Source organism: Hathewaya histolytica, assembly GCF_901482605.1.
GTDB classification, from domain to species: domain Bacteria; phylum Bacillota; class Clostridia; order Clostridiales; family Clostridiaceae; genus Hathewaya; species Hathewaya histolytica.
The window spans coordinates 756980-781174 of record NZ_LR590481.1 but is presented as its reverse complement, the minus strand read 5'-3'; the positions used below and the strand labels follow the sequence as shown (position 1 = coordinate 781174).

The 24195-nt window shown below is 27.7% G+C and carries 21 protein-coding genes; 1 reads left to right on the top strand and 20 read right to left on the bottom strand.

All coding sequences use genetic code 11. The features are described 5' to 3' along the window. Nucleotides 1-296: 296 nt before the first annotated feature. Nucleotides 297-2600 (bottom strand): leucine-rich repeat domain-containing protein, encoded by a 2304-nt coding sequence (locus FGL08_RS03685; RefSeq protein WP_138209488.1) that lies wholly within the window; start codon nt 2598-2600, stop codon nt 297-299. 265 nt (nt 2601-2865) lie between these two features. Continuing rightward, a complete protein-coding gene (locus FGL08_RS03680; RefSeq protein WP_138209487.1) occupies nt 2866-4839 on the bottom strand; it encodes a bifunctional metallophosphatase/5'-nucleotidase in 1974 nt (657 codons plus the stop codon). Between the two features lie 337 nt (nt 4840-5176). Here FGL08_RS03680 and FGL08_RS03675 point away from each other — a divergent pair, with 337 nt between their 5' ends. Then, nucleotides 5177-5926, top strand: coding sequence for a DUF4184 family protein (locus FGL08_RS03675; RefSeq protein WP_138211258.1), 750 nt, complete (start codon nt 5177-5179; stop codon nt 5924-5926). Nucleotides 5927-6028: 102 nt separating this feature from the next. Here FGL08_RS03675 and FGL08_RS03670 read toward each other — a convergent pair whose 3' ends face one another. The 18 genes from FGL08_RS03670 to FGL08_RS03585 form a co-directional block, all read right to left on the bottom strand. Continuing rightward, complete coding sequence (locus FGL08_RS03670; RefSeq protein ID WP_138209486.1) at nt 6029-6823, bottom strand: DUF169 domain-containing protein; 795 nt, start codon at nt 6821-6823, stop codon at nt 6029-6031. A gap of 30 nt (nt 6824-6853) precedes the next feature. Next, entirely contained in the window at nt 6854-7687 is an 834-nt protein-coding gene (locus tag FGL08_RS03665) for a MetQ/NlpA family ABC transporter substrate-binding protein (RefSeq protein ID WP_138209485.1), read from the bottom strand. A 16-nt stretch (nt 7688-7703) separates the two neighbouring features. Then, nucleotides 7704-8381, bottom strand: a complete 678-nt coding sequence (locus FGL08_RS03660) for a methionine ABC transporter permease (protein WP_138209484.1) — start codon at nt 8379-8381, stop codon at nt 7704-7706. Between the two features lie 27 nt (nt 8382-8408). Next, the gene (locus FGL08_RS03655) at nt 8409-9377 is read right to left on the bottom strand and encodes a methionine ABC transporter ATP-binding protein (RefSeq protein WP_138209483.1); all 969 of its coding nucleotides are present in this window, start codon (nt 9375-9377) and stop codon (nt 8409-8411) included. 345 nt (nt 9378-9722) lie between these two features. Next, entirely contained in the window at nt 9723-9917 is a 195-nt protein-coding gene (locus FGL08_RS03650; RefSeq protein WP_171011969.1) for a hypothetical protein, read from the bottom strand. A gap of 235 nt (nt 9918-10152) precedes the next feature. After that, a complete protein-coding gene (locus FGL08_RS03645; protein ID WP_138209481.1) occupies nt 10153-10929 on the bottom strand; it encodes an MFS transporter in 777 nt (258 codons plus the stop codon). Between the two features lie 296 nt (nt 10930-11225). Next, complete coding sequence (locus tag FGL08_RS03640; protein WP_138209480.1) at nt 11226-13193, bottom strand: FtsX-like permease family protein; 1968 nt, start codon at nt 13191-13193, stop codon at nt 11226-11228. Nucleotides 13194-13204: 11 nt separating this feature from the next. After that, nucleotides 13205-13975 (bottom strand): ABC transporter ATP-binding protein, encoded by a 771-nt coding sequence (locus FGL08_RS03635; protein ID WP_138209479.1) that lies wholly within the window; start codon nt 13973-13975, stop codon nt 13205-13207. Nucleotides 13976-14095: 120 nt separating this feature from the next. After that, nucleotides 14096-15145 carry a sensor histidine kinase gene (locus tag FGL08_RS03630; RefSeq protein WP_138209478.1) on the bottom strand — a complete coding sequence of 350 codons (1050 nt, stop codon included), beginning with the start codon at nt 15143-15145 and terminating at the stop codon, nt 14096-14098. A 21-nt stretch (nt 15146-15166) separates the two neighbouring features. Next, nucleotides 15167-15853 carry a response regulator transcription factor gene (locus tag FGL08_RS03625; RefSeq protein WP_171011968.1) on the bottom strand — a complete coding sequence of 229 codons (687 nt, stop codon included), beginning with the start codon at nt 15851-15853 and terminating at the stop codon, nt 15167-15169. 192 nt (nt 15854-16045) lie between these two features. Beyond that, a complete protein-coding gene (locus FGL08_RS03620; protein ID WP_138209476.1) occupies nt 16046-17368 on the bottom strand; it encodes an ATP-binding cassette domain-containing protein in 1323 nt (440 codons plus the stop codon). 457 nt (nt 17369-17825) lie between these two features. Continuing rightward, entirely contained in the window at nt 17826-18149 is a 324-nt protein-coding gene (locus tag FGL08_RS03615; RefSeq protein ID WP_138209475.1) for a GNAT family N-acetyltransferase, read from the bottom strand. A gap of 138 nt (nt 18150-18287) precedes the next feature. After that, the gene (locus tag FGL08_RS03610) at nt 18288-19187 is read right to left on the bottom strand and encodes a sensor histidine kinase (RefSeq protein ID WP_138209474.1); all 900 of its coding nucleotides are present in this window, start codon (nt 19185-19187) and stop codon (nt 18288-18290) included. A 15-nt stretch (nt 19188-19202) separates the two neighbouring features. Beyond that, nucleotides 19203-19958: an ABC transporter permease gene (locus FGL08_RS03605; RefSeq protein WP_138209473.1), complete on the bottom strand. Its 756-nt coding sequence runs from the start codon at nt 19956-19958 to the stop codon at nt 19203-19205. Next, nucleotides 19959-20873, bottom strand: coding sequence for an ATP-binding cassette domain-containing protein (locus FGL08_RS03600; protein WP_138209472.1), 915 nt, complete (start codon nt 20871-20873; stop codon nt 19959-19961). 111 nt (nt 20874-20984) lie between these two features. Then, complete coding sequence (locus FGL08_RS03595) at nt 20985-21668, bottom strand: response regulator transcription factor (RefSeq protein WP_138209471.1); 684 nt, start codon at nt 21666-21668, stop codon at nt 20985-20987. Nucleotides 21669-22163: 495 nt separating this feature from the next. Next, the gene (locus FGL08_RS03590) at nt 22164-22931 is read right to left on the bottom strand and encodes a nitroreductase family protein (protein ID WP_138209470.1); all 768 of its coding nucleotides are present in this window, start codon (nt 22929-22931) and stop codon (nt 22164-22166) included. Nucleotides 22932-23058: 127 nt separating this feature from the next. Beyond that, nucleotides 23059-23622, bottom strand: a complete 564-nt coding sequence (locus FGL08_RS03585; RefSeq protein WP_243117931.1) for a type 1 glutamine amidotransferase domain-containing protein — start codon at nt 23620-23622, stop codon at nt 23059-23061. Nucleotides 23623-24195 lie beyond the last annotated feature (573 nt).

The following is a 24195-nucleotide window of genomic DNA, read 5'->3' as shown; positions in this document are numbered from 1 at the left end:
GTATTTCCTTATTTTATTATTAAAAATACCTTTGTTGCGAAAAATAAATCATATATTCTAAATATTCTCACTCTTACGTTTTCATAACTTCGTACCTATATTATATCCTAAACAATATTCTTATTAAACATTTCATACCTATTTATTTTATTTAATATTATGAAATTTCCAAGTTAGACTGTAATCCTCACTAATAATCTAATATATATCTTTTATTTTAGAAAAACTAATTATCTATAAAAAATAGTCGCTATCCCATTAGAGATTAACGACTATTTTTATATTTATTACACTTACTAATTTCTTTTTTTAGATAAAAGCAGAATTATTCCTAATGAAGATAATAAGCTTCCTAAAATAATATTTATGTATGGTGATTTTTCACCAGTTTTAGGTAATACGCTGATTTTTTCTTTATTAGTTTCTTTATTTTCTGCTCCATCCTTATAAATCATTTTTGCTTCCGATTTCTTCTCTTGTTTTTCTTCTAACCTCACTTCTAGTTCTGTTCTTTTTTCTACTATTTGAACTTTTGACTTATCTACTCCAGGTTTCACTTCCCCATCCTTAGTTGTAAGTACAAACTTAAGGTCTTCTTTTCCAGTAACATTTTGCCCATTTATTTTTATAACTTTAGATTCATTACCTGTTTCAAATGTAATTTCTTTTATATCCGAAGTATATTTGTCCTTATCATCTAGTTCAATTTTAAATTTCATATAAATCATCCAGTCTGGAATAGTATATTTTATAATACCATTTTCATCTGAATTTAAGGTAACTACATCTTTATTATATGAATTACTGATATTAAACTTTATTCCTGTTATTAGTTGTCCATTATTATCTAAAACTTTAAATGATAATGTTTTAAGATTTGGTATCTGTTGTTCTGTATTTTTTTCTACTAATTTTCCTATTGCTTCTCCAAGATTTTTAGCACTTATATTAACTTCATCTTGTGTTGCATCTACCTTTTTGAATACTTCTCTAGTTACTGCTAATGTATCCACTAATTGTTTATAGCTTTCTTCTGTGTATTTGTTTGCATCTTTGCTTTCTGCATCTTTTATTACACTTTGAAGTTTAGACTTATCTACTGTAGGTTTTATATCTTCACCTTTGGCTGTAAGAACAAACTTAAGTTTTTCACTTCCTGTAATGGGTTGTCCATTTATTTCCACGACCCTTGGTGTACCATCTATTTTAAATGTTATTTTGTCAATATCTGAAGTATATTTATTTTTATCAGCTACGCTAATTGAATATTTCGCATAATTATTCCAGATATTAAGGCTATATTTAATAACACCATTTTCATTTGAATGTAAGGTTTCTGTAATATTATATTGAGTTTCTTTAAGAGTAAAAGGTATACCTTTTATAGCTTGTCCATTTTCATCTACTACTTTAATTTCTATAGTCTTCATATCTCCTAATTCTAGAGGTTGTTTATCAAATTCACTTAATTCATTATATTGTTTTATTAACTCACCTTTTTCAAGTCTAGCTATATTATCTTCTGCAGCAACAATTCTTAACTCTGGAATATAGATTTTTAACTCTGGTGAGAGTAAATCATAAGCTTTTCTTGCATCAGCTACCTTTTGTTTATCATCAATAGTAATAGAATTTGCCTTAAATTTATTAATTAGTTTATTAACATCAATTACCTTGAATAAATCATCTTTTTTATCTGCTATTCCTGTGCCTGTTAACCATAATTCATTTTTATCTAATTGAGTTAAGTTTGTAAGTGGTCCAATGTTATTTATACCACTATTATTATTTAGTCTTAAAATTTTAAGATTTCTAAGATTTTTCAAAACGCTAATATCTGAAATATTATTAGAAGAAAGATCTAACTCTCTTAATTTAGTCATATTAGCAAGAGCACTTATATCTTCAACTTTATTTTTTCCTAAAATCAAAGCTTTATCTATATTTTTTAAATCCTTTAAAGGAGTAATATCCTTTATACTATTAAATCCTAAATTTAAATATTGTAATTTAGGAAAATTCTTCACAGTACTTATATCACTTATTTTGTTGTTTAATTCAACATTTAAACTCTCAAGCTTAGTCATCTTAGCAAGAGGCTCTATAGTTGTAAGCTTATTATCTCCTAAATGAATGTCTCTAACATTTGTTAAGTTAGATAATGGTTTAAGATCCTCTATTTTATTGCAATTCATTGTAATTTTATTTACCTTAGTTAAGTTAGCCATAGGCTTCAGATCTGATATTTCATTATAAGGTAATATAACTCTTTCTGTATCAGTCGCATATTGAAGTCCTTCAATACTTTTAACAAATACATTAAAATCATATAGATCATAGTGATCTCCCTCAGAATAATAAATCTCCGGTAAGTTTAGCAAGTCTTCTTTGGTTAGTTTTGCATAACTATAATCTGGTGTTTTTTTCTTGGCACATCTTATAACCCAATTGAGCATTGAATCCTGTATTACATCATCTGGCTCAGGTGTTACAATCTCATTTTTGTCTATTACATAGGCCATAACGTCCTTTGGTTGCCCCAATGAAAGTAATATAAAAAATGATACTAATAATGCTATGACTGTTGTTTTTCTTCTCATTACTTTTCCTCTTTTCTTATTGTATATTTAAGAAGCATTACTAATTTGTTTCTCATTCACCCCAAATATACCATATACATCATATTTTGTAAATATTTGCGTTAATATGTAATTTCCATGCATTAATATATTTCTATTTGATTTATCTATACAAAAATAACACTTCAATCACTTTGAAGTGTTATTTTTGTTAGATATTCACTTATGAAACCTAATTCTTCAATCTCCCGATTTGTATATATTACAATATAATAAGTTCTATTGGCTAATAAGGTCCTATACCTCTAAGGAATTTTCTCTTTTTTCGTTTAACTAACATAAAAATTATAAAAATAATTAATGCAATAATCGCCATAATAACGCAATAAACTACGGTTGCAATTCCATTGGGATTTCTTAAAACAGATAATATGCTAGTATCATTATCAACAATTATTCTATTATGAGTAGTGTTATAATATTCAGGAACTTGAGAGATGCCTCCTGATTTATCAAAGGATTGAAGATACTTTGCAATTGCCAGCCATTCCTTTACTTCGTGTTTATCTCCGTTAACTGTATCAGTTATTACCTGTGCTTCATAGTCAGTAATTGGCTTACCCTCTTTAGTTTTTGGAACAATTGACAATAAACCAAAAGATTTTTCTCCTACTACTGAAAGCATCTGAGCTGAATATAGCCCTGCCACCACTCGATAAAGCTTATTATCTTGAATTTTTTCTAATGAACCATCTGAACCTTGAAGTTTAGACTCTGTAACTTTATTAAAAATAAGCCTGTTAGGATTAAACTTAAATCTCACTCCTGACATATAAAGCTTCGCAGCAGACATTATAGGAGAAATAGATGCATCCACCTCGCAGATTGTCCTTATTTCTTTACCAGTAAGATATGCTGAAACCAAAGGATATCCCGAAACTTTATCTGGTCCTATACCTAGGGAACTCACATTATATACATCTTTTGTAGTTATATTACCTTTTACAAAAGATCCTCTTATGGTGCCTTCTGGTACAATTGCCATGGTTACAGGTTCATAGCTAGCACCTTCTGATTTTTTTACAGCATATACATAAGCATCCGTAATAAAGTTTCCTAAGGTATCTTCACCATGATTTACACCAATACTGGATCTTTCTGCAAAATTAAAACTTAAATTAGAAAGAACTTCATCAAATCTTAACCCAAAATTACTTAAATATTTTTTTTGTACTATATCTTTAAAATCATTTATTACTTTTGAAATATTTGGATCATCTGGTATACTACTATTTATTGATTTAATATCATAATTATCACTTTCCCAATGCTGATCTGAAGTCTTAGAAACATTAATTTTACCTAGATTTTTACCATATTCTCCGCAAGAGACTATTACTGTTTTTCCTACCTTAAGTGGTTCAGTGATTTTCGTGTGTGTATGTCCACTTATTATAATATCTATATCCTTCACCTTTTTTGCCAGTAGTTCATCTTCTGATTTAGATTTATCCTTATCTGTGCCCGAATGGGACAAGCAAATAATAAGATCAACCTTTTCTTTATCCTTTAATGTATTAACAACTCTTTTTGCACTTTCAACTGTATCATCAAATTTTACTTCAGACATAGGGGCACTATCCCTTGCGTCTTTTCCCATCAATCCAAAGACTCCTATTTTCACCCCATTTTTCTCAATTATGGTATACTCTTTTACACCATAGTCATTCATAGCCTGTTTTAAGTTATTTAATGATTTATTTATGTTGACATTTTTATCCTTAGGATATGTAATATTTGATGCTACAATTTGTGGCAATCTTTCTTTGCTATTTCTTGCAGCATTTAAGCTTTCAGCCAAACCTTTATCTCTAAAATCAAATTCATGATTTCCAAAAGTTGTCACATCATAACCCATTTGTCCTAATATTCTCAGTTCTGGTGCATCACTTGAATAAATTGATTGAAATAATGTACCCATTGAATAATCCCCTGCATCCACCAAAAGTAAGTTAGGATCTTTCTGTTTTTCTTGGTTAATAACACTTTGTAACCTTGAACAACCTCCAACCTGTTTAGTTTGTTCATTTTCTACTATATTAAAAGGTAATAAGTTTCCATGCAAATCATGTGTAAAAAGTATAGTTAAAGATTTTTTATTGTCCTGCGCATAAATCTTTTCTATGTTATTATACTGTACCATAGCTACTAACATAATTACTATTATACCTATGCATAGCATATTAAAAAGAGTTTTCATATGCAATTTCTCCTTTAAACTTTTGTCGTATAAACATCTTATCATTAATCACATTAATATTTCAAACATTTTACTTACAACTTATACGATGTCATAAAATTAAATAACTTAAAATTTTATGACTAAATATAAAAGCTCATAAAAATCTAAGCTTTAGATTCTTGTAAGCTTTTATGGTGGAAATTATCCCTACTATAATGTACAATATCTATTAAATATTTATGGGGATTTACTACTTTGATATCCATTATATTTATATTAATACCATTACATATAATTAAATTATATGATATCTTTAATTCATAATAATTTAATTAAACTTTTAAAGGAGAATTGTATGCCCTTTACATTATCACATACATCAGCAGTTATATTCTTAAAAAGTAAAAGATTAAACTTAGGAGGCTTAGTTCTAGGCTCCATGGCTCCAGATTTTATATATTTTTTATTATTTAATCCTAGCAGTAATCTAGGTCATACACCTATAGGATTTCTTTTTCTTAATTTACCACTTTGCTTTTTATTAAACTTTTTATTTTATAAATACATACAAAACTGTTTCCTATTAACACTAACTAATTTTATATCTAAAAGATATCTATATCTTATTAAAAGTAAAAATAAGTTAATGACTATAAAAGAATGTATAATATTTTCTTATTCTTGCATAATCGGTATGCTTACACATGTACTTTGGGATGCATTTACACATAAGACAGGATTCTTTGTTAATAATATAGATTTTTTAAGAAGTAAGATACTTCTATTAGGCTATAATATTCCTGTATATAAATTACTTCAGCATGGTAGTACATTTATAGGATTTTTAGTATTATTTATTTTCTTGTACAATATTAGAGATAAGAATCCTAGAAGTTTAAATATCTCTATAAACAAATTTAAATTTTTAATTTCTATTTTCTCAGTACAAATTATTACTTTAATTCTTAGTTATATGTTCTCTGTAAGTGTTCAGGGTAACTTCGGTATTGGACAACTTGTAGTAACATTTATAAATGGATTATTTTTAGGTTATCTGATAACTGGATTTATATATAATAAAAGAGTAGCTAATAAATACATTTAGTTTTACTAGCTACTCTTTTACTTATGTCTTTTATCCAAAGTTGGTTTATTTTTATCTATTATTTTATTTTCTTACCTTAAAGAACCTTATTAGCTAATTAAATTACTTTTCATCATAAGTGTAGTAATATGATTTACTATAATCTAATTCTAGGTCTTTGATATTATTTTCATTCAACTTATTTCCAATCCTCAATTTTTCAGATTGTGGTTCTGTTGCATTAACTGTACGAAGAACACCTTCAACAACATCATAAAACTTATTGCATGGTAATCCTATAGCAATGTCATCTTTAGACCATCCACACCAGAATCTTGTCCCTGAGCAAAGTACAGAAATATTAATATCATTACTCTCAAATGGATATGCCGTACATTCAGAGCAAAGTGCTTGATTTCCACCAAGTTTAAAACTCTTTTGTGTACCAAATATGTATGAATACCCCTGAATAATTCTCATAGTATTATATGAATTTGTAACAATAATAACTATATCAGGTGCATCAATAAACTTCTCAAGTGGCTTTAACATAACACCATAAGCTAAATGATTACAAAATGTTATATCATTTCTTGCACTTTTTGTCACAACAATATCTTGATAAAGTCCAAGATTTAGCGATGATCTTCCTGATCTTGAAAGTTCATCTGGAATAACCATTCCAAGAGCATTGCTAGCTCCATTACAGCCAAATTGCTCCAAGGTTGCTTTGATACAAACTCCTGACATAGCAGACTTAACCATTACACAATATGGTGATTTATTGGTAAGATGTTTGGCATCTGCCGAATCATACTCCTCTTTATCAAATAGAAATTTCACCCCTATTATTTTACGTTCTATATCCAATAATGAGTTTAGTTTTGTAACAGCCATATTTAGTGATTCATTAATCATTACTTTTTTCTCCCCTTTAACTAAAATTAATTATTCATAACATACATAGGAATCACCATATACATCTTTAGCTTTCTTTAAATATTTCTCTGATACAAAATGCTCTGCAAGATATTTTGCCCATTCAGCCTCTTTATCTTTTTCCTGAACAATAAGTCCTACTGGTAGCTGATCTTTATCTGTTGGATTCTCATATAGGAACTTTTTAACATCAATACCTCCAGCTTTTTTAACGTAGAAAGTAAAAGAAATTACAGCATCTGCATCATCCAAACTACGAGCAACATTAATTGTTTCAGCCATAATAAGCTTAATATTTTTAGAATTTTCTACAATGTCAACTGGCGTATAGAATTCTCCCGTCTTCTTTCCAAGCTTAATAAGTCCAACATCCTGAAGCATTTTTAATGCTATATCAAGATTACTAGGGTCATTGGATACTGAAATTTTTGCATTCTTAGGAATAGCTTCAATAGTAGTATGTTTTTTTGAATACATTCTGATAGGTGAATAGTAATAGTATGGCTTCATCATAACAAGACTACTTTTATTTTCTTTATTAAATGTCTCCATCCACTTCTTATGATTCACAAGAACCCCATCAACATCGCCATCCTTAAGGGCAGTTGCAGGCATACTATTGCCATCAAATACAACAATTTCAGCATTGATACCTTTTTCAGCTAAAATTTCCTTCGCCCATTCTAATCTAGATTTCTGAGCAGAAATAGTTGCTAGTTTGATAACTTTCTTTTGCTTTGCATCTTCATTTTTAGCATCAGATGATGAAGTCTTAGAACCGCATGCAGAAGCTGAAACACAAAGTGTAGCTAATAAAATTGTACAAATAAATTTTTTAAACATAAGATTTTCTCCTTTGTTATTTTAATGATTTTCTATATAACCAGCTTCCTACACCTTGGATAATAAGCACCATAAAAAATAATACTGTTACTGAGGTGTATAAAACTGTATTATTAAAACTTTGATAACCCTGATTGAGCGCAACTGCTCCAAGTCCTCCTGCACCCACTGCCCCTGCAAGAGTAGTAGCGCCAAGATAGCTAATAGTACTTAGTGTAATGCTAGAAATCAACGAAGGCACCGATTCCTTCATCATAACCTTAAATATAATTTGCATATCAGAAGCTCCGAAAGATCGTGCTGCCTCAATTAACTGAGGATTTACTCCTATAAATATATTTTCAATTATTCGTGCCATATAAGGTACAGCGGCTAGTGTAATAGGAAAAATTGCAGCTGCTTCACCAATCGTAGTTCCTACAATCATCCTAGTAATAGGAGAAATTGCAACTATTAATATAATCATTGGAAAGGAACAAATTGTATTTATAATAAAATTTAAAACCTTATATATCTTTTTTTGTGGTCTTAATCCTAGTGGGCCATACATAACTAAAGCTATAGCTAGCATAAATCCAAATATGATTGCTAGTATCATGCATATACCTAGTATTTCTAGAGTTACCCATATTGAAGGATATATAATTTGGGTAAAATATTTAACCCAGGTTGTCCAAAATGTATTATTAAGCATTATTCATCAACTCCTTTTCACATATAACTATGCATATTCCATCAAGTTCCACTGAACATTACTATATTTTAAGTATTCTTTTACTTTAACAAAGTCCTTATTCTGAACATTAATAATAATTGATCCCAAAATACCACTTCTATAAGTCTCCATATCTCCTCCTAGAATGGTGAAATCTATACCAAGATCTCGAGCCATCTGAGTAATGATAGGCGTACATGAATGTTCACTTGATAGGAGTATTTTCATATTGATTCCAGAGTCTATAGTTGGAAGCTCTTTTTGTCCAATTAAATTTATAAGTGCCTTTGGTTGTTTTAAAAATACATCCTCTACATTACCAGTTACCACAATTTTTCCTGATTCAAATATTGCAATATCTTCACAACAACTCTGCAAAACAGACATTTGATGTGTTACAACTACAATTGTAATACCAAACTTTTTATTAATATTATTTAATAGAGATGTAACTGACTGTGCCGTTTTCGGATCTAATGCCGATGTAGCTTCATCACAAAGCAGAATTTTAGGATCCATAGTCATTGCACGAGCAATAGCAACCCTTTGCTTCTGACCTCCTGAAAGTTCTCTTGGTTTTGCATGCAACTTATCACCCAAATCAACAATCTCAGCTAATTCTTTTACCCTATGGTCTATAAATGATTTCTTATATTTCCAACACTTAAGTGGCAAAGCAATGTTTTCATACACCGTCATTCTTTCAAGTAATGAAAAATTCTGAAATATCATCCCAATATTTTTTTTAAACTCCATTGCCTCTTTCTTATTTAATGATTTCAAATCAACACCATCTACAATTAAGCTTCCTGTATCATAGGTTTCAAGCCCATTTATACATCGAAGTAATGTTGACTTACCCGTTCCACTTCTACCCAATAATCCAAATATTGTTCCTTGCCGAATATTTAGGTTTATCCCATCAAGAACCTTGGTACCCCTAAAGGATTTTGTAATATCCTTAACTTGTATCATATGTATATCCACCCCAATAAATTTTATATAATGAGATTATTAAATTGAAGAAACTTTTATTCTCATCGTTATGTTATTTTTATATAAAATACATATTATTTCTTTTGTTTTATACACTTTTGCACTAATAATCCCTTAAAGTATATTATCCTTTTATTAAGAGAGTCCAATAGGTATTTATTATAAATATGTAATATCTAATTTGTTTTATCTATTGGTTAAAATATATCGTAACTATAAAATATTTCGAGGGAAATAAAATAACCGTACACCAATTGAGTTTAGGTGTACGGTTACTTCATCATCTACAAAAATAATTATTATTCTAAATCTATTATTTATATTTTACCTGTAGGCCTCCATATTACACTGCCCTACCTCTTTCTCTATTTTCTTATAGGATACAATATAATATAAAATTAGTCCTGCTCCCATTATGCCAAAGAACATTTCCATACTCATTATTCTTACAACACTATTTATACTAACTGAGATAACAACCATTAATATAGCTGAAATCAAGCTGTAAATAGAAAGCATAGTTGCTCGCTTTTCATCCTCTAATTTCTCATTTATCATAACAAAGGAAATAGTGTACAAGCATTGTTGGCAATACTAATCATAAATATAGGAATTAAAATATAAGATTTTAAACCAATTAACCAAGCGTAAGACGCCACGGTAACTCCTACTAAGTAATAAATACTTTTATTTCGACCTATTTTATCAACTAATTTATATACTTGTGTAAAAACTAGTGCTGAAATAATAGATTCTACACTAAAAAATACAGAAACTTTTTTACATCAAATCCATTATTCACGAGAATATCTTGAGCAAAAATATAAAGAGATGATACAACCCCTACATTTAATGAAGTAGCTACTATATATCCTCTAGTATTTTTATTATTTTTTAGAAAATCCACACAAGACACAATAATTTCTCTGTATCCTAGTCTATGGTTATCTACGTTATCTTCATGTTGAACTTCAACTTCTTTTAAAGTTACTCCTACACCTAATGAAACCACTTGGAATATAATCGATATAATAAAAACTAAATTCCAGTTAATTGCTTGTATATATCCAGCAAACCCCATAGCCAGTGCAATTGCTATGGTTATTATCCCCTCATATAGTCCCATATATTTAGTTGCTCTCTCTTCAATGCCAGATTGTTTTATCATGTCATAAAGGAATGCTTCTTCTGCTCCAGATGTAAATGTATATGCAATACCCATTAATATAGCTGCAGCATAAAACCCTATTACTGAATTTGAAAACAACATAAGTACTAAGTATATAATCATTAATACCTTAGCAACAAGAATTGATATCTTTTTTCCATACTTATCGGCTATTAATCCTGTAGGAAGTTCCGCAATAATCATAGATATATTAATAAGTGCTTGGAAAAATCCTGCCTCTAATAAGCTTAATCCTTTACTCATCAAATATATCATAAATATTCCTCTATCTAGATATATGTTTCCGAAAAAGGTGAATATGTACATCTTCATAATCTGTGTATTCTTTTTATTTTGAAACATTTAATCACCTCATAGCATACTGTAATTGTCTTAATTTATTTTGTTTAAGCTTCGTATTTATTTGTATATTATCTAAAATATAAATTACTTAATATTAACCACTTATATACATATCCCCATTTATTGTATTATATGGTAAGACATTAAGTCAACCTATTATATTATCTAAGTTTATGATTACATATGATCTCCTTATCTGTGATAATTGTTTATGTAATAAAAAAACAGCTTTTTATGATAAATTATATATATCATAAAAAGCTATCTTATAGAAAAACTTGCCTTATATAAAATAACTAAATGTTCCAGCTATTAATTTGTTTAATATACATCCATTTAGCAAACAAATAATATGCTATTTGCAGAACTAAATATATTCCTGCAATGAATATAAAATATTTTATGTGTAAAAGTCCTACAGATTTTACGGCAAAAGCAGCATGGAGTGTTGCAACTGTAAGTGGTAAGAAAAACATTGTAAAACTTTGAATGCTAACCACCTTTTTTATTTCTTCTTGTGTAACTCCTATCTTTTTTAATCCTATAAAATCTTGCTTATCTTTCTGAACTTCATTAAACATTTTGAAATATAATATACTTCCTGTTGCAATGAAGAATATAATCGCAATAAAAGTTCCTATAAATAAAAGTACAGATAAAAGTTGCATTACGCTTGCCATACTTGTTACCCTTTCAGTAAAGAAAACTTCTTGACCTTTTGTAACTGATTTTTTTATTTCAGTTACTGCATTAACAGCTTTTAAATTATGTTTAATGTTGTATCCATAATAAATACACTTATTACTATTTGAAACCTTTCCCCACAAGTTTTTAAAATCACTGTTATTAACAATTAAAGTATTAGTATTTTTTCCATCTGCATTTATAATTCCACCCTTTAAATTATCTAGTATATTAAAGCTACTTACTCTACCTTTAATGTTGAAATTTAAAGTTTTCTGCTGATTAAAAGGAATTTCTGTTTTTATATTAGCTATGTTACTATTAAAATCATAGGTATATACTACCACTTCTTCTTTTTTTAAAGTTAAAGGTTTCCTATTATATTGCTTTGCAAGCTCATTAAAACTATTTTCAGACATTATGTTAAAATCAGTTTTATTTACTTTTACATAAGGCCCTTTTTTATTTTCTTTTAACATATCATTGTTTTTAGCTTTTATTAATTCTATTTTATTTTTATATTTTATATCAAAGTTATACTTTTTCAATATTTCTTCAACTTTTCCATTAGGTATAACTTTATGGGAATTTATATCCTGCTCTATAACCCCTATATCCTGTGGACAATTATCTTCCATTGAAGATAAACTTACCTTTTGCAGAGAATAAACTGATATGGCTGATGCAAGAGTAATTCCACTAAGTATTGAAGTAATAAATAACACTTTTGCATTATCTTTTAATTTATATATAATTTGAGACAAGGTTATTAAGTTTATTCCTTTATAATAAACTCCCTTGTTATTCTGAAGTTTATTTGTAAAAAACACACTAAATTGAGAAAACAAAAGTTTAGTTCCTATGATTACAACTATAAGTATTGGAATCATTGTAGCTATAATAGCTGTTTTAGAAAATACTCCTACAATATATCCAGAGATTATAAGCACTATTCCAAGTATTGATTTTATTTTAGAAAACTTTGGTGTTGTTTTAGGTATTCTCTCGCCCTTTAATAATTCTGCAATATTGTTATTTTTTATTTTAAAACTTGTAATAAAACTTATAAAATTAAGAAGTATTAAAAAGCTTATTATTGTTATTTTTAAAGCCTTACTTGATATTGAAAATGGAATTTCTGAATTTAAATCTAAAATTACAGATACGGCCATAAAAAATAATTTTGAAAATAAAATTCCAAAGAAAAGCCCTGTTATAATAGAAACAATTGAAATTATTATATTTTCAAACATAACATATCGTCTTATTTGGGTTTTAGTTAAGCCAAACATTGATAAAAGTCCGAATTCTTTTTCCCTAGACTTTAAAAAACTACTTATTGAGTAATTTGAAAATATAAAAGTAAAAATTATTATTACAAACTCACACAAATACATTAATCTACTAGCAACTTGCCCTATAGTCTTATCACTAATATTTCCACTACTAGTACCTGGATTATATATAAAGTTAGCAAATATAAAAAATATAGTTACAACTATTACATTACTTAAATAATACATAGCATATTTATTTAAATTACCTTTAATATTCTTAATAGCTATATTATTAATTGTCATTTAAACCCCTCCTATAATGTACAATTATTTGATCTACTTCCTAAAAGCGAAAGGGAATCCATAATCTCTTTAAAAAATACTTGCCTGTTTCCTCCATTCACAATTTCTAAGAAATATTTTCCGTCTTTAATCATAATTATTCTCTTACAGAAACTTGCAGAAAAAGGATCATGAGTAACCATCATTATAGTAGCTTTTTTTTGAGTATTTAGATTTGTTAAAGTTTCCATAACATCCTGAGAAGCTTTAGAATCAAGATTTCCCGTAGGTTCATCTGCTAAAATTATAGAAGGATTATGAATAAGTGCTCTAGCACAAGCCGCCCTCTGCTGTTGTCCTCCTGAAATTTCATAGGGTTTCTTATTTAAAATATCTTTAATGTTTAAAAGATTTGCAATGTCTTCTACTCTCTTTTCTATTTCATTTACCTTAACCTTCTCTAATACAAGTGGTAATATTATATTTTCTTTAATAGATAAAGAATCTAAAAGGTTAAAATCTTGAAATATAAACCCCAGTTCTTTTCTTCTAAATAGAGCAATATTTTTCTCATTTAGTTTTGTAGGATTTGTACCATTTATAAAAAGTTCTCCAGATGTAGGAGTATCTATAGTTGCCATTATATTTAATAATGTTGTTTTACCACTACCAGATGGTCCCATTACTCCAACAAACTCGCCTTTTTCAACTTCTAAACTAAATTTATCTAAAGCTTTAAAGGTCATACCACCTTTTTTTCCACCATATATCTTTGTTATATTTTCAACTTTTAAAATTGACATAATTAAAACCTCCTGCCTTATATGTTCTTCCAATACTATGACTTTATTATAAAAAAAATAGAGAAATCTTGGTATTGATTTCTCTTTCATTTTAAATATAAACATTACAATTTTGAAAGATTATAATTTAAATATATTTTTCCCCTTATAGAAAACTATGCAAAATCTTGTGCCTTTCTCTTCTTCTGATTCAACGTATAATTCATTTCCAAGTTCATCACAAATACGTTTTGCTAAGTACATCCCCATACCTGTAGATTCAGAGGTTTTTCTACCATTTTTCCCTGTAAAGAAAGCATTAAATACTCTCCCTAAATCTTCTTTTGGTATACCAATCCCATTGTCTTCAATACTTACAACTATTTTTTTAGTATCTTCTTCTATATTAAAATTTATAGTTTTTCTATCTTTTTCTGTTGCATTTGTATATTTTATTGCATTAATAACAATTTGATTTATAACAAAGTATATCCACTTTTTATCCGTTTGAACAAATGCAGCTTCACCCGTTACTTTTGGAAATATCTTATGTCTAATAAGTAATTTTTTATTGTCATTTATTACTTTTCTTAAAAGCAATAATATATCTATATCTTCCACATTAAAATCATGATTAAATTCATTTATTCTTGCATTATATAACATAATATTAAGACCCTGTGATATTTTTTCATTTTCTTCACTAATACTATGAAGAACTTCATTAAATTCAGATCTATCTTCTTCCTGTATAGTTAGATCAATTACAGATACGGGGGTCTTCATTTGATGTACCCATTGGTTTATAAAATTTGAATAATGCTTTTGAATCTCTTCATATTTATAAGTCTTACCTTCATAGGATTTATGTAACTTTTTTAATATTTGTGCAAAAAGTTTTTGTTCTATAGTTCTAACTTCACCTACATTTATAATGTGATCTATAATATTTTCAGAATTTAATGCATCATAAAGTTGCCTATAAAACCCCCTTACCTTTGAATATTCATATAACAAAAATATAATAAGTATCACTATAGAAACGAAGTATGCATATAATATATTTGTTAGAGGAAAAGCTATGACTTTTATACTTAAGGTCAAGCCCATTATTAAAATAGTTAAGGATATACTTATGAAATAAATTATTATATAAAAAATCCTATGTTTTAAAAAATCTATAAATTTCATTTTATTCACCCACTCTTTGCTCTACCAGTTATTAATGAGAATATAGCCTTGACCACGCTTTGTTTCTATAGCATTATTAATACCTACTTCTTCTAATCTCCTTCTAAGTCTTGTAACATTAACAGAAAGAGTATTATCATCAATAAAATCAATATCACTCCAAAGAATACCAAGCAAAGTATCCCTTGAAACAATTTTATTTATGTTTTTTACAAGATGTAGTAAAAGGGAAAATTCATTTTTACTAAGTTCAGTTTTTTTACCCTTATACTCCAATACATTCTTATTTGTATACAGTATCAAATCATCAACTTTTAAAAAATCTGTATCTCCTTTAGCATAGCTACCATATACCCTTCTTAATACGCCTTTTATCTTTGCTAATAGTACATCATAAGAAAATGGCTTTGTTATAAAATCATCTCCACCACTATCTATTGCCATAACCTGATCCATATCTGAATCCCTAGCAGATATAAATATTATGGGTACCTTAGAATAACTTCTTATCTCACTACACCAATAAAATCCATCAAAAAAAGGAAGATTTATATCCATTAAAACAAGATCTGGCTTACACTCTAAAAATTCACCTTTTATATTTGAATAATCTTCAACTAAAAATGTTTTATATCCATATCGTTCTAAGTGATTATTTATAAGTTTAGCCATTTTCTTGTCATCTTCTATAATCATAATGCTATACAAATTTACCACAACCTTTAAATATTTATATATACTTATTTTACAATACTTATTATTTATTACAACACATTATAAATAATAAAATAGGTAAACTCCACCACAAGTTTGTGATGGAGTTCTTAATGATGAGGTTAATAACTGCTCCCTTTCATTTATCATTATGCATGGGATAATACAGGGAATAATTAATTACCCCTACTTAATTTTGTTCCTTATTTCATTCAATCTATTTAATAAATACTTATATTCTCGATCTAATTTCTCTATATCTTCTTTTGGAGATGGCATACTTAATCTACTTATTGTTTCACTTATCTTAAATTCTAACTTTAATATTTCTTCCTTTTCTTCCGCAAAACTTACAATTCCTTTATTAATCTTATCTTTATCTTTTAATTCTTCATTTTCTATAATAATAACTTTATCAGCTACTTTTTTTACAAAATTACGATCATGTGATACAAATAATACTGTTCCCTCATAATCTATAAGTAAATCTTCAAGGGCCTCTATAGATTCAATATCTAAATAATTCGTAGGTTCATCTATAACTAACATATTTATATCACTTAAAAATATCTTTGCAAATGCTACTTTTACTCTTTCTCCTCCACTTAGGATTTCTACCTTTTTATTTATATCATGACCATTAAATAATAGCCTAGCTAGTATAGTCCTAACTATTGTTTCTGAGTATACAGTTGTATCTATAATTATTTTGCTGTGAATTTTATTGCTCTCTAAAATATCAAACTTTACATTTTTATATTCTTTAGGCTTTTCTACTTTAGTTAGTTTTTCTAATCTACTTTCAATACTTTTGCTAGCATTTTGCAGTTTAGTTTGTTTAATTGATTTTTTGTATTTGTGCAATCTAGATTCCGAATTACCCATTCTTGATGGAGCCTTCTTTATCTTACTAGCTCTTTCTTTCCTATCTTTTATAGATTCTTCTAATCTTATTTTCTCATTTATATATTGTTCGTATTTATGCTTTTGACATTCTAATCTTTCTTCTTTCTGATGTATATAAGAAGAATAGTTTCCCCTATACTCTTGTAGCTTTCCCTCTTCCACATCCCATATTTTAGTGCATAAGTTATCTAATAACCCCCTATCATGAGATATTAACACTATAGCCCCTTTGTATTTTTTAAATTCATTTTCCACCCAACTTATTTTATTTGTATCTAAATTACTTGTAGGCTCATCTGCAAATAATAATTGTGCTCTCTTAGAGAAAGCTTCTCTTATTTTTAATATTGTTTTTTCTCCACCACTTTTAGTGTTTTCTATGCCTTCATCCATTTGAGTTATATAAGCTATACTTCCTAAATTTCTTACTATCCCTTCATCAGGTTTTATATTCTTAGTTAATATATTTAGTAAGGTTGTTTTGCCCGCACCATTTTTGCCGACAATTCCTATACGCTCATTGTCATGTATTTGAATTTTATCTATATCAATTATCACTCTATCTCCATACATCTTTTTTATATTTAAAGCTTCTAACAACATATTAATTCCTCCTTACATAAAAACAAAATACCCACAGATGAACAATATCATCCATGGGTATTTTTTATATAAGGTTCTCTTATTATATTCAAAATTAAACTTAATACACCATATATACATATTTTATTGTACTATGAATAAGCATATATATTTTTGTATGTGTATGTGTATTTGTAGTTATTTTATTTTTATATAGAAGAGTTTAGTAGATGATATTGTTCTTAAAATGCATGATTAAATAAAGCTCTATTATAGAACTTTAAAAGCATTTTAAACTATTTAATTTTAATAGTTTAGTTAAGAACAAATAAATTCATCTCTTCAAATCTCCTTTTCCTATAACTATAATTTTCTTCAAGTATATAATGCATTATTGTTGTTGTCAACAAATTTTCCTTTATGAAGAATATATTAGCAATTAGACTAATATATTTCTGATTCTTTTTCACTTTTTTTCTTATTCTATTAGTTTAAATGTTAAACCATCATATTTCTCGTTTCTAACCATCCTAATATAATATTTTCTGTTTATTTCTTTAAACCCTAATTTATGTGCTAAACCTATAATTCTTAAATTTCCTGACCATGTTTGCGTATATATCTCTTTTATTCCATTTCCTTTTAAGTATTGAATAAATAGTCCTAAAGTCTCTGTGGCATATCCTTGTCTTCTTACATCCTTATCGGGTATGTCCACACCGATAGCTACTCCTATAGATTTATTATCTCTTGAACACCACTCAAAATTATGATTTATATAATAGGCACTTACCCAACCAATATGTCTATCTCTATCTTAAACCACGTCATTACAAAAAAATTTAAAGGTATGACTCCAATAGAATATCGAAATCAGACCTTATCAACATAGTTTTTTTATTATTTATTCAGTCTAATTCACAGGGGACTCTTCCCTTCCCTATGTCTCCATTTTTAGTATCATTTCTATTTTAAATATTTTGTCTTCCAAGCTAGGCTCCAAATCATGGTTTAATCTATAGACTAACTCTTTTACTATAGATAAACCTAAACCACTTCTACTGGAAGATCTAGATGAATTCATTGTATATGACCTTTCAAAGATTCTTTCCATACTTGCAATGTCCATGAACATCACTTGATTTTCAAAAGAAATACAAACATTCTTCTCTCTTTTATATAATCTAATTTTATACTCTCCTGTGCCGTGATGCAGCATATTAGAAATTAAATTTGAAAAAATTCTTCTTAACGCATCTGCATCAGAAATTACTTTTATATCTTCATCTGGAATTTCAATATCTAATTGACTAGTACTATGAACAAAATCTTCATAGTACTCAAACAATACTTCTTTTAGTAAATCACCAACATTAATACATTCTAGGTTGATTGGGTAGTCCTTACTTATAATCCTTGAAAAATCATAAAAATCATCAACTAATTGGTGTAAAACTTTTGATTTTTTATTTATAATATGGACATATTCCCTACTTTCTGTCGTTAAATTAGATTTTGATAAAAGATCACAATAACCTAGTATAGCTGTCAAAGGTGTTCGCAAATCATGAGAAATATTAGCTATATTTTCTTTCAACTCTTGATCTATTTTTCTATACTCTAACTCTACCTCTTCTTTTTTTAAAAAGAGATTATTTATAGCATAAATTAATTCTTCAATCTCCTTACTAGAAGAATTAGTAACTAAATTTGCTTTACTTTCTTTTTTAAACCTATAGATTATATCTTTATTTAATATTTTTAAATCCTTCTTTAATAAAAAGTAACGGGAAGTAAATACTAATGCTACTATCCCTAATATTATAGTTATAACTAACATTTACTTCCCTCCAATTTAAAAATCTCTTTTTCTAAATCCAATTATAGCTACACTTGTGCTTATTATGAAAAACCCCAGACCAAAACAAACTGTGAACCAATCTATGGATGAGATATTCTTCATATCTAACAGTTTTATCAGTCTCTTCAATACTGAATATGGCTGTAATTCATGTATAATAGATAATTTAGGTTTAAAATAGGTTATTAATTGAGTTACTTTTGGAGTTATAAAGGCCAATGTAAATATTGTAATACCCGCAATAACTTGATTTTGTATAATTGTACAAAAAACATTATAAAAAGCTATAAAACCCATCCAAAGTGGAATTGCCGATAAATAAGCAATGAAATATTGACTTATAGACCTAATTCCTTCTTCATTTACTCCAAATAAAGCTACAGACATAAGTATATGAACCAATATAACAATAATGGAAAACAGCATAGAAACTGTCGCTGTAGTAATAATTTTGGATAGTATTATTTTACTTCTAGATATTCCAATCGCAACAGAATTATTCAAAGTATTATGCTTAAGCTCGTCTCCTAAAACAATATCTTGAAAAGAGTAAAGTACGAAAGGTGATACTACTATTGTAATAGTAAGCGACTTCATTGATGTTAAAAATAGATTTGTGGTAATTTTTGTTCCCCAAAATTTCAAAGTTAAATTTCCTATAATTGATAATACAATATATATTAATACACTTAAGTGATAATATCTACGATGAATTATCCTATAAAATTCGGATTTAATATAATTACGCATCTAAATCCCCCCTAGTAATTTAATAAAATAATCTTCCAAAGTTTGAGTATCTTCTGTAACTGATTTGATTTCTATATTATTATCAATTAAACTTTTAGTTATGAGATTTAGATTATTTAACTTTTCATATATCTCTATTTCATTATTATTTAAAACGCTATAATGCTGAATACCTAATTCTTTTTCAAGAATAACAGTTGTTTTATTTGTATTGTCTACTTTTAATCTTAGATGCTTTCTACACTTCTTCTCTAATTCTCCTTTACCTATCTCCTCTATTAATCTACCTTTATGAATAAAAGCATATCGATTAGCAATCAGTGACATTTCATTTAATATATGACTTGATACCATTATAGTAGTCCCTAAGTCCCTATTAATTTTTAATAATAGCTCCCTTAGTTCTACTATTCCTGTAGGATCTAATCCATTAATTGGTTCATCTAGTATAAGTAAATCTGGTCGTCCCATAATAGCTTGGGCTATTCCTAATCTTTGCTTCATTCCTAGCGAATATTTGCTAAATTTTTTCTTATTCACATTGTTAAGTCCTACTAGTTCTAATATTTCATCTACAACTTTCTTATCTTTTAATCCTTTTTGAATTCGATAATACTCTAAATTTTTCTTTGCATCAAAATAAGGATATAAATAAGGATTATCTATTAATGAACCTATTCGCCTCCTTGCCTGATTAAAACCCTGTTCTGTAACTTCACCTAGGACTTCCATACTTCCAGAAGTTTTATGTATAAGACCAGCTATAAGTTTTAATATAGTTGTTTTTCCCGCTCCATTTTTCCCAATAAGGCCATATATGTCTCCCTCCCTTACATTAATGCTTATTTTGTCAATAACTTTTTGCTTGCCATATATTTTAGTTATCTGATACAATTTCACTGCACAATCTTCCATTGTTCTCCTCCATGTTTCTTATACTGTAAAACCATTGTAAAATAAATGTTATAAGAAACAATAAATAAAGTCTTAAGAAAACATTAAGAAAGCCTGTGTAAAATTAATAATTTAGCCAATTCTAAATCCCATTCCCCAAATAGTCTTAATGTATTCATTTTCACTATCAATCCTACTTATCTTGTTCCTTAAATTACTAATATGAACATTTGCCGTATTTTCATCCCCATAGAATTCATCCTTCCAAACACTTTTATAGATATTTTCTTTAGTAAATGTTTTTTTAGGATGACTCAATAGCAATTTTAATATTTCAAATTCTATTGGTGTAAGATTAATTTCTTCTCCCTTTACCTTGATTTTTATTTCTTCTATATTCATTTCTAATTCCTTATAATGTAACACATCATGGATAATATTTGAATTAGAAAATTCTTTATACCTTCTTAGATTTGCTTCTACCCTAGCCATTACTTCATCTATATCAAAAGGTTTTATTATAAAATCATCAGCACCATTCTTTAATACTTTAAGTTTTGTAGCTTTATCTATCTTAGCAGATATAACTAAAATAGGCATTTTCCTTTCCTTTTTGCGAATGTACTCTATTATTTCTTCTCCTGACATTCCAGGTAACATTAAATCTAAAAGAATTAAATCAAAATCCTCAACATCAGTAAAAAGTTTACCTTCTATGCCTGTATAAGCAGAAGTAACTTCATAATTTTCTTCTTCTAATATTTTACCAAGAAGTAGATTAATATCATTATCATCTTCTATTATTAAAACCTTCATCTGAATCCTCCTTCTCAAATAATTATGAAATACAAGTTAAGATAAGATTTATTTCTAAATAAAAATATACTAAGTCTCCATAATTATACTTAATAATCTCCATAGAAAAACTATAACTTATATAGTTTCTCTATGCAATCTATCAATTATATAAATTTTATTGCTTGATATGATTTTTCTAAATCCATTAATATATTTTAGGGTATAGTTTTAAATCCTTGATTTGTTTATACTTCATGCCAGACCATTTTTAAACTAACTATTCTTTTGTTGCTACAACTCAAGTTAAATAATATTAAATCGATAAGATAAAAATAACTAATTATTAAACCCATCTTTCAATAAATAAAAAAGAGAGGATTTTTCCTCCCTTAAAGTTCTTCATCTAGATTTTCTTTTTCTATATGTTTTATTCCTATATTCACTTCTTTTTTGAATTTTTCTGTTACATCCTTAGTTTTTTTTATACATTCTTCTTTCATTTTGTAGTTCTCCCTACATATATTTTACTTTAGCATCTTCTTTTTGAGCATTTCTATAGTATCGTACATTAGGATAACCTAAGACTAATGTTGTGACAACTTCTGACTTTTTTATTCCTAGAAGCTTTCTTAAAGCTCTTGACTTATTAGCTGCTACTGAGAAAAATCCGCTATATAATACTCCAAGTCCATAACTTTCTGCCATCAAAGTCATATTAGAGGCTGCAAGAGATCCATTTATCTTATTTTTTGATACAACTACTATTGCAATAGGTGCTTTCTTGAAAAAGAAATCCTCATCTATTTCCATTGTCTTTGCAGGTTTATAAAATATTCCTACAAATGGTTGAATCTTTTTAAAGAATTTCACCGCAATACTCTCTGCCTCTTTTAATTTGTTATCTAATATAATATAGCTTACATCTTGATCATTTTTAGCAGTTGGAGTATATCTTCCTACTTCAAGTATCTTATCAATAACTTCTCTATCAATATCCTCTTTCTTGAAATGCCTTATAGTTCTTCTAAATTTAATGGCATTATAAAGTTTCTCACTATCTACCTTAGGTTGTTCTTTTATCTCAACAGGTGCTTCACTATAGCCACTTATACTAATTGCACCCTTAGGACATACAGCAGTACAATGACCACATTTTATACAATCTTGAGATTTTATATCTGCCTTTTTATTCTCGATTTTAATATTTAACATTGGACAATCTTTATCGCACATCTTACAACCAATGCACTTATCTTTATCTACTTTTATTAAATGCTCCATAATCTAAATTCCTCTCCTTCTTAATTCTTCTATAAGTAATTTTGCTACTTTCCTTGGTGACTGAGGATTTTGCCCTGTAATAATTCTTCCGTCACAAATAGCAAACTCAGTAAAAGGAGATTTTTTCTTATATACATTTTCTCTTTAATAGCTCGCCTTCAGTAGAATACGGAACTTTTTTATTTGTCCTGTTTAAAAATTCCTCTAGGTTATAAAATCCTGTTATAGTCTTTCCCTTGATTAGTGGTTTATCATCTTTATCTACTAAATTAAGTAAGCCTACTACACCATGACATACTGCAGTTACAAATCCATTATTTTGATATATGATTTCTGCTATATTTTTAATCTCTTTATTTTCTGGAAAGTCCCATATAACTCCATGACCTCCAGTATAGTAAATTGCTATATAATCATCTGGATTTATCTCGCTAGGTTTTAGTGTATTAGTAAGTGCTTTTTCTTTAAAATCATCATCTTTATAGTATTTAAAATCTACCTTTTTTGCATATTTAAATCTATGTGGATCTATTGGCACATATCCACCTTTTGGGCTTACAAACTCTACCTCATATCCTGCTTTTATTATCTCATCATAAAAGTGAACAGTTTCACCAAGCCATAAACCTGTTGCACAATTTATATTTTCATAAGTTGATATATTAGTTTCAACGATTAAAATCTTCTTCATTCTTAAATCCCTTTTATTATATTGGTTTATTAGTTTAAACTATTATACCATATGATTTTTGATGAAATAGTAATGGTAAAGAAAGTCTTTACCATTAAATTTCTAAAATATAAAAAGGGTAAATATATGATTTTTCTTTTTATTATTAGATATGTTTATTCCTTCAATCTCCCTACATATTTTAGCTAAAAACTTATAACCATAGCTTCTACTACAATAGAATTGCTTGAGTATATTAAAAATGTAACTAAAACTGGAACAATAACAAAAAAGAAAAATTATAATAAAAATAGGCATAAAAATTCCCATAATTTAACTATTAGATATGATGCTGCTATAACTTTATTAAAAGAAATAGAACCCTACTTAATAATAAAAACTAAAAAAGAAAGAACTGAAATGATTTTAAAAAATTATAAAAAAACTCACTCCTAGAAATGGTAGATATTCTAATGAATTATTAGAAAAAAAGCTGGAATTTATAAATGAATTCTTAAATATAAAATAAAAAAGTTGTTCATAGTAATATGAACAACTTTTTTCATTGGTGGAGGCGAGGGGACATGCTCTTCC

Bases quoted from the DNA above. Each gene is read 5' to 3' on its own strand.
- FGL08_RS03610 (WP_138209474.1), bottom strand. From the start codon at position 19,187: ATGTTAGTTATAACTATAATATTAGGGATAGTAGCATTAGTATTTACT.
- FGL08_RS03650 (WP_171011969.1), bottom strand. From the start codon at position 9,917: ATGCTTTCTATTTACAGCTTGATTTCAGCTATATTAATGGTTGTTATC.
- FGL08_RS03635 (WP_138209479.1), bottom strand. From the start codon at position 13,975: ATGTCAATTTTAAAAGTTGAAAATATAACAAAGATATATGGTGGAAAA.
- FGL08_RS03685 (WP_138209488.1), bottom strand. From the start codon at position 2,600: ATGAGAAGAAAAACAACAGTCATAGCATTATTAGTATCATTTTTTATA.
- FGL08_RS03620 (WP_138209476.1), bottom strand. From the start codon at position 17,368: ATGTTGTTAGAAGCTTTAAATATAAAAAAGATGTATGGAGATAGAGTG.
- FGL08_RS03640 (WP_138209480.1), bottom strand. From the start codon at position 13,193: ATGACAATTAATAATATAGCTATTAAGAATATTAAAGGTAATTTAAAT.
- FGL08_RS03600 (WP_138209472.1), bottom strand. From the start codon at position 20,873: ATGGAAGATTGTGCAGTGAAATTGTATCAGATAACTAAAATATATGGC.
- FGL08_RS03675 (WP_138211258.1), top strand. From the start codon at position 5,177: ATGCCCTTTACATTATCACATACATCAGCAGTTATATTCTTAAAAAGT.
- FGL08_RS03590 (WP_138209470.1), bottom strand. From the start codon at position 22,931: ATGGAGCATTTAATAAAAGTAGATAAAGATAAGTGCATTGGTTGTAAG.
- FGL08_RS03655 (WP_138209483.1), bottom strand. From the start codon at position 9,377: ATGATACAAGTTAAGGATATTACAAAATCCTTTAGGGGTACCAAGGTT.
- FGL08_RS03665 (WP_138209485.1), bottom strand. From the start codon at position 7,687: ATGTTTAAAAAATTTATTTGTACAATTTTATTAGCTACACTTTGTGTT.
- FGL08_RS03630 (WP_138209478.1), bottom strand. From the start codon at position 15,145: ATGAAATTTATAGATTTTTTAAAACATAGGATTTTTTATATAATAATT.
- FGL08_RS03670 (WP_138209486.1), bottom strand. From the start codon at position 6,823: ATGATTAATGAATCACTAAATATGGCTGTTACAAAACTAAACTCATTA.
- FGL08_RS03645 (WP_138209481.1), bottom strand. From the start codon at position 10,929: ATGTTTCAAAATAAAAAGAATACACAGATTATGAAGATGTACATATTC.
- FGL08_RS03660 (WP_138209484.1), bottom strand. From the start codon at position 8,381: ATGCTTAATAATACATTTTGGACAACCTGGGTTAAATATTTTACCCAA.
- FGL08_RS03605 (WP_138209473.1), bottom strand. From the start codon at position 19,958: ATGCGTAATTATATTAAATCCGAATTTTATAGGATAATTCATCGTAGA.
- FGL08_RS03595 (WP_138209471.1), bottom strand. From the start codon at position 21,668: ATGAAGGTTTTAATAATAGAAGATGATAATGATATTAATCTACTTCTT.
- FGL08_RS03585 (WP_243117931.1), bottom strand. From the start codon at position 23,622: ATGAAGAAGATTTTAATCGTTGAAACTAATATATCAACTTATGAAAAT.
- FGL08_RS03680 (WP_138209487.1), bottom strand. From the start codon at position 4,839: ATGAAAACTCTTTTTAATATGCTATGCATAGGTATAATAGTAATTATG.